Source organism: Halobacillus sp. BBL2006 (genome assembly GCF_000786645.1).
In the GTDB taxonomy this organism is placed as follows: Bacteria; Bacillota; Bacilli; order Bacillales; family Halobacillaceae; genus Halobacillus.
On the sequence record NZ_JRNX01000442.1, the window covers coordinates 1 to 4,069 of the forward strand.

The window sequence follows — 4,069 nt, forward strand, 5'->3', positions numbered from 1 at the left end:
TTTCGGTACCAGGTACCTTTTTCTTCTCTTAGGGTACCTGGTACCCTGAAAAATCCTGACTTGGTTGTATCGATGACTGCTCTATAATATAATTAGAATGTTATGGAGAAAGAGGTGCTTACCATTGATTGAACGTTTACAAACATTAGAAGACCGTTATGAAAAATTAAATGAGCTACTCAGTGATCCCGAAGTAATTTCGGATACGAATAAGCTTCGTGAATACTCTAAAGAACAGTCAGGATTAGCAGATACGGTTACGGCCTATCGAGAATATAAAGAGGTTACAGAGCAGTTAAACGATGCTAAAGCGATGCTTAATGATAGCCTTGATGAAGATATGGTAGAAATGGTGAAAGAGGAAATCAGTGAACTTTCTGAGCGCAAAGATGAGCTTGAAGAAGAATTGAAAGTATTGATGCTTCCGAAAGATCCAAACGATGATAAGAACGTTATTATGGAAATTCGTGGGGCCGCCGGCGGAGATGAAGCTTCCTTATTCGCAGGGGATCTTTATCGGATGTATGCCCGTTATGCTGAAATGCAAGGGTGGAAGACAGAAGTAATTGAAGCCAACGCAAACGATGTCGGTGGGTATAAGGAAATCATTTTTATGGTAAGTGGAGATCGTGCCTATTCAAAATTAAAATTTGAAAATGGTGCCCACCGCGTGCAACGTGTACCTGAGACGGAATCAGGTGGACGAATTCATACTTCTACAGCTACGGTTGTCGTCATGCCAGAAGCAGAAGAAGTAGAAGTTGAGGTCCATGACAAAGACATTCGTGTAGATAGATTTGCTTCGAGCGGACCAGGTGGACAGAGTGTAAATACAACCATGTCTGCTGTGCGTTTGACGCACGAACCAACAGGAATCGTTGTTTCTTGTCAGGATGAAAAATCACAAATTAAAAACAAAGAAAAAGCGATGAAAGTCCTTCGCGCACGAATTTATGATAAATTCCAACGCGAAGCGCAAGACGAGTTAGATGAAAGCCGTAAATCTGCTGTAGGAACAGGCGACCGTTCTGAGCGAATCCGCACATACAACTTCCCGCAAACACGTGTGACGGATCATCGTATTGGTTTGACTATCCAGAAGCTTGATCAAATTCTTCAAGGGAACATGAATGAAATCATTGATGCTTTATTGATTGAAGAACAAACGAAAAAATTAGAACAGATCGGTGAGTAATATGCAGCCTACGTTTACGACTATTCGAGAAGCCCGCCGTTGGGCTTCTGTTTTTTTGCAGGAGCACAACAGGGAAGAGCGGGTGGCGGACTTGTTACTTGAACACTGCCTTGGCCTGACTTTTGCTCAGCTTTTAGCTTACGAGACTGATCCGTTTCCTTTGGATCAAAGAGATACGTTTGTTAACAATGTTCAGGCTCATATAAGGACTGGAATTCCAGTACAACATTTGATCGGTCATGCCCATTTTTATGGGAGGGAGTTTATCGTCAATTCTCACGTTCTCATCCCTCGCCCCGAAACGGAAGAACTGGTTGAGGGCGTGATGGATTGGATAAATGAGACTGGTATTGATAGACCTGCCATCGTTGATATTGGCACAGGAAGCGGGATCATCGCCATTACTCTTGCGTTGGAGACGAAGGCGGAAGTATTGGCGACAGACCTTTCTCCTGATGCACTCAAGGTAGCGAAGCAGAATGCCAAGAACCACGAAGTAGAAGTGGATTTTATTCAGGGGAGTTTTCTGGAGCCAGTAAAGAACCGGAATATAGACATTCTCGTTTCGAATCCTCCTTACATTGCTTATGAAGAAAAGCAGGAAATGGACGATACGGTCGTGAATTTTGATCCTGAACTGGCCTTGTTTGCCGAAAAAGAAGGACTGGCTGCTTATGAAGCCATTCTCAATCAGATAGAAGAGCAGCCTTTTCTGATAGCTTTCGAAATTGGGCATAAGCAGGGTGCTGCTGTCCAGCAATTGATCAAAGAAAAATTTCCGGATGCGATTGTTGAAGTAAAACAAGATATCAACAAGAAAGACCGTATGGTTTTAACTAGTCATCCTAACTTTTTATAAGATTCATAGATTTCTATGTTTAAGCCATTCCTGACCTGACCATACTAGCGACTAGTAGAGGGACAGGGAGGAAACGAGAAATGAAAAACAGTTGGCTTTTACTTTTAACACTTTGCATTATCATTACGGCCCTGCCTTGGGGGCAACGCATGGACGCCCAGCCTGGAGAGAGTTATCAAGTAATTCCTGACGAAGCCATTCGTCTTCGCATATTAGCAGATAGTAACAATCAAGAAGATCAGCAGTTGAAGCGTCAAGTCCGTGATGATGTGAATGCTGAAATTACGAAGTGGGTAGAAGATCTGAATTCTATAGATGCTGCCCGCCAACTGATTCAAGACCGATTGCCTGAAATAGAGACGATCGTTGGTAATACGATTAAAGAAGCAGGAATGCAGCAATCTTACACGGTTGATTATGACAAAAACGTTTCTTTTCCTACCAAATTGTACGGAAACTATATTTACCCAGCTGGAGAGTATGAAGCTATTTTGATTACTTTAGGAAAAGGCGAAGGGGACAACTGGTGGTGCGTACTGTTCCCGCCTCTATGCTTCTTAGATTTTTCCAATGGTACAAGCGTCGCTGAAGCAGAAGAAGACACTCCGCCAGAAGATCAGAAGAGTGAAGAAGATAAAGAAGTAAAGTTTTTCGTGTTTGAGTTATGGGGAAAACTATTTTCCTAGCATATGGTCCACACCCTTTTTCATAGAGTAGAAAAAAGGGGTGTGGATTTATTATGTATATCGAAAAAATTGAAAAAGAAATCTATCATATTAAGCAAGGTACTCAACAGATAGGGTCCTTTCGTTTGATCGACTTGGGCAACAATAAAAGAAAGCTTAAAAGCTTGAAAATGATAGAAAATGTATCACCTGTACAGATACTAGGGGTATTTGAGCTCATTCAAGTATATGCAAAAGAAGAAGGTATTTCCGAAATTCATGTCACGAGTCACGCGGAATCATTAGATAATATTCTTAAATATCAACACTTCATTCAAAAAGATGTCGAAAAAAACCTGTGGATATATGAAGTTATTAACAGGTGATTGTGCATAAATGTTGGTTTTATCAACATCATATCATAAAACTGTGGATATCCTGTTAATAATAATTTTTCGCAATCGAAAATTACTAACGGATTCTTTGGATATGTGGGTAAGGTTGTGGATAACTTGAGGACATCTTGTGAATAATGTCTAAATTTGCGATATTTTGTTGAATTACTCATAATATGTGATAAGAAATGTACGTGAAAAGGAGAACCATCAGTATGGAGACGAAGTTTTGGAAACCATCGCAACCATTGGAAAACAATTCATCAATAGAGGAAGCGGCTCAGTTACTTAGGAATCAGCACGTTGTTGCCTTTCCAACGGAGACCGTGTATGGACTAGGGGCAGATGCAACTAATGAAGAAGCCGTACAGCGGATTTTCGAAGCAAAAGGAAGGCCTTCAGACAACCCTCTGATCGTTCATGTAGCGGATATCGAACAAGTAGAGGAATTAGCGCAGAATATCCCTGAGAGAGCTTATCAATTAATGGAAGCTTTCTGGCCCGGTCCACTGACACTTGTGCTCGAAAGTAATGGCGTAGCAGCAAAAAATGTTACAGCGGGATTATCCACGATAGGGATACGTATGCCTGATCATCCATTAGCGCTCGCTTTGCTTCGTAATGCAGGAAAACCTTTAGCTGCGCCGAGCGCCAATCGATCTGGCCGACCAAGCCCTACGGAAGCTGAGCATGTTTGGCAAGATTTAAACGGCCGGGTTTCTGGCATTCTCGATGGGGGAGCAACAGGGGTAGGAGTCGAATCAACGGTTTTGGATTGTACGTCCCAGCCTCCTGTGATCCTTCGGCCTGGAGGAGTCACAAAAGAGGATTTAGAGAAGATTCTTTCTAAAGTTGATATTGATAACGCTCTGAAGGATGAGCAAAGACAACCGAAATCTCCTGGCATGAAATATACCCATTATGCGCCTGAAGCTCCTTTATGGCTCGTAGAGGG

The 4,069-nt window shown here is 42.0% G+C and carries 5 protein-coding genes; all 5 read left to right on the forward strand.

The window, feature by feature from the left end; genetic code table 11:
• The first annotated feature begins 124 nt into the window (after positions 1-124).
• Positions 125-1,195, forward strand: a complete 1,071-nt coding sequence (gene prfA, locus LD39_RS13290) for a peptide chain release factor 1 (RefSeq protein ID WP_035547679.1) — start codon at positions 125-127, stop codon at positions 1,193-1,195.
• Position 1,196: 1 nt separating this feature from the next.
• Positions 1,197-2,054, forward strand: a complete 858-nt coding sequence (gene prmC / locus LD39_RS13295) for a peptide chain release factor N(5)-glutamine methyltransferase (protein WP_035547683.1) — start codon at positions 1,197-1,199, stop codon at positions 2,052-2,054.
• Between the two features lie 80 nt (positions 2,055-2,134).
• A complete protein-coding gene (gene spoIIR, locus LD39_RS13300) occupies positions 2,135-2,740 on the forward strand; it encodes a stage II sporulation protein R (RefSeq protein ID WP_035547686.1) in 606 nt (201 codons plus the stop codon).
• 53 nt (positions 2,741-2,793) lie between these two features.
• Positions 2,794-3,105, forward strand: a complete 312-nt coding sequence (locus tag LD39_RS13305) for a hypothetical protein (protein WP_035547689.1) — start codon at positions 2,794-2,796, stop codon at positions 3,103-3,105.
• A gap of 224 nt (positions 3,106-3,329) precedes the next feature.
• The coding region (locus tag LD39_RS13310) for an L-threonylcarbamoyladenylate synthase (protein ID WP_035547691.1) at positions 3,330-4,069 on the forward strand (740 nt) is incomplete at its 3' end.

Coding starts and splice junctions, on each gene's coding strand:
- prmC (WP_035547683.1), top strand. CDS start 1,197: ATGCAGCCTACGTTTACGACTATTCGAGAAGCCCGCCGTTGGGCTTCT.
- LD39_RS13305 (WP_035547689.1), top strand. CDS start 2,794: ATGTATATCGAAAAAATTGAAAAAGAAATCTATCATATTAAGCAAGGT.
- spoIIR (WP_035547686.1), top strand. CDS start 2,135: ATGAAAAACAGTTGGCTTTTACTTTTAACACTTTGCATTATCATTACG.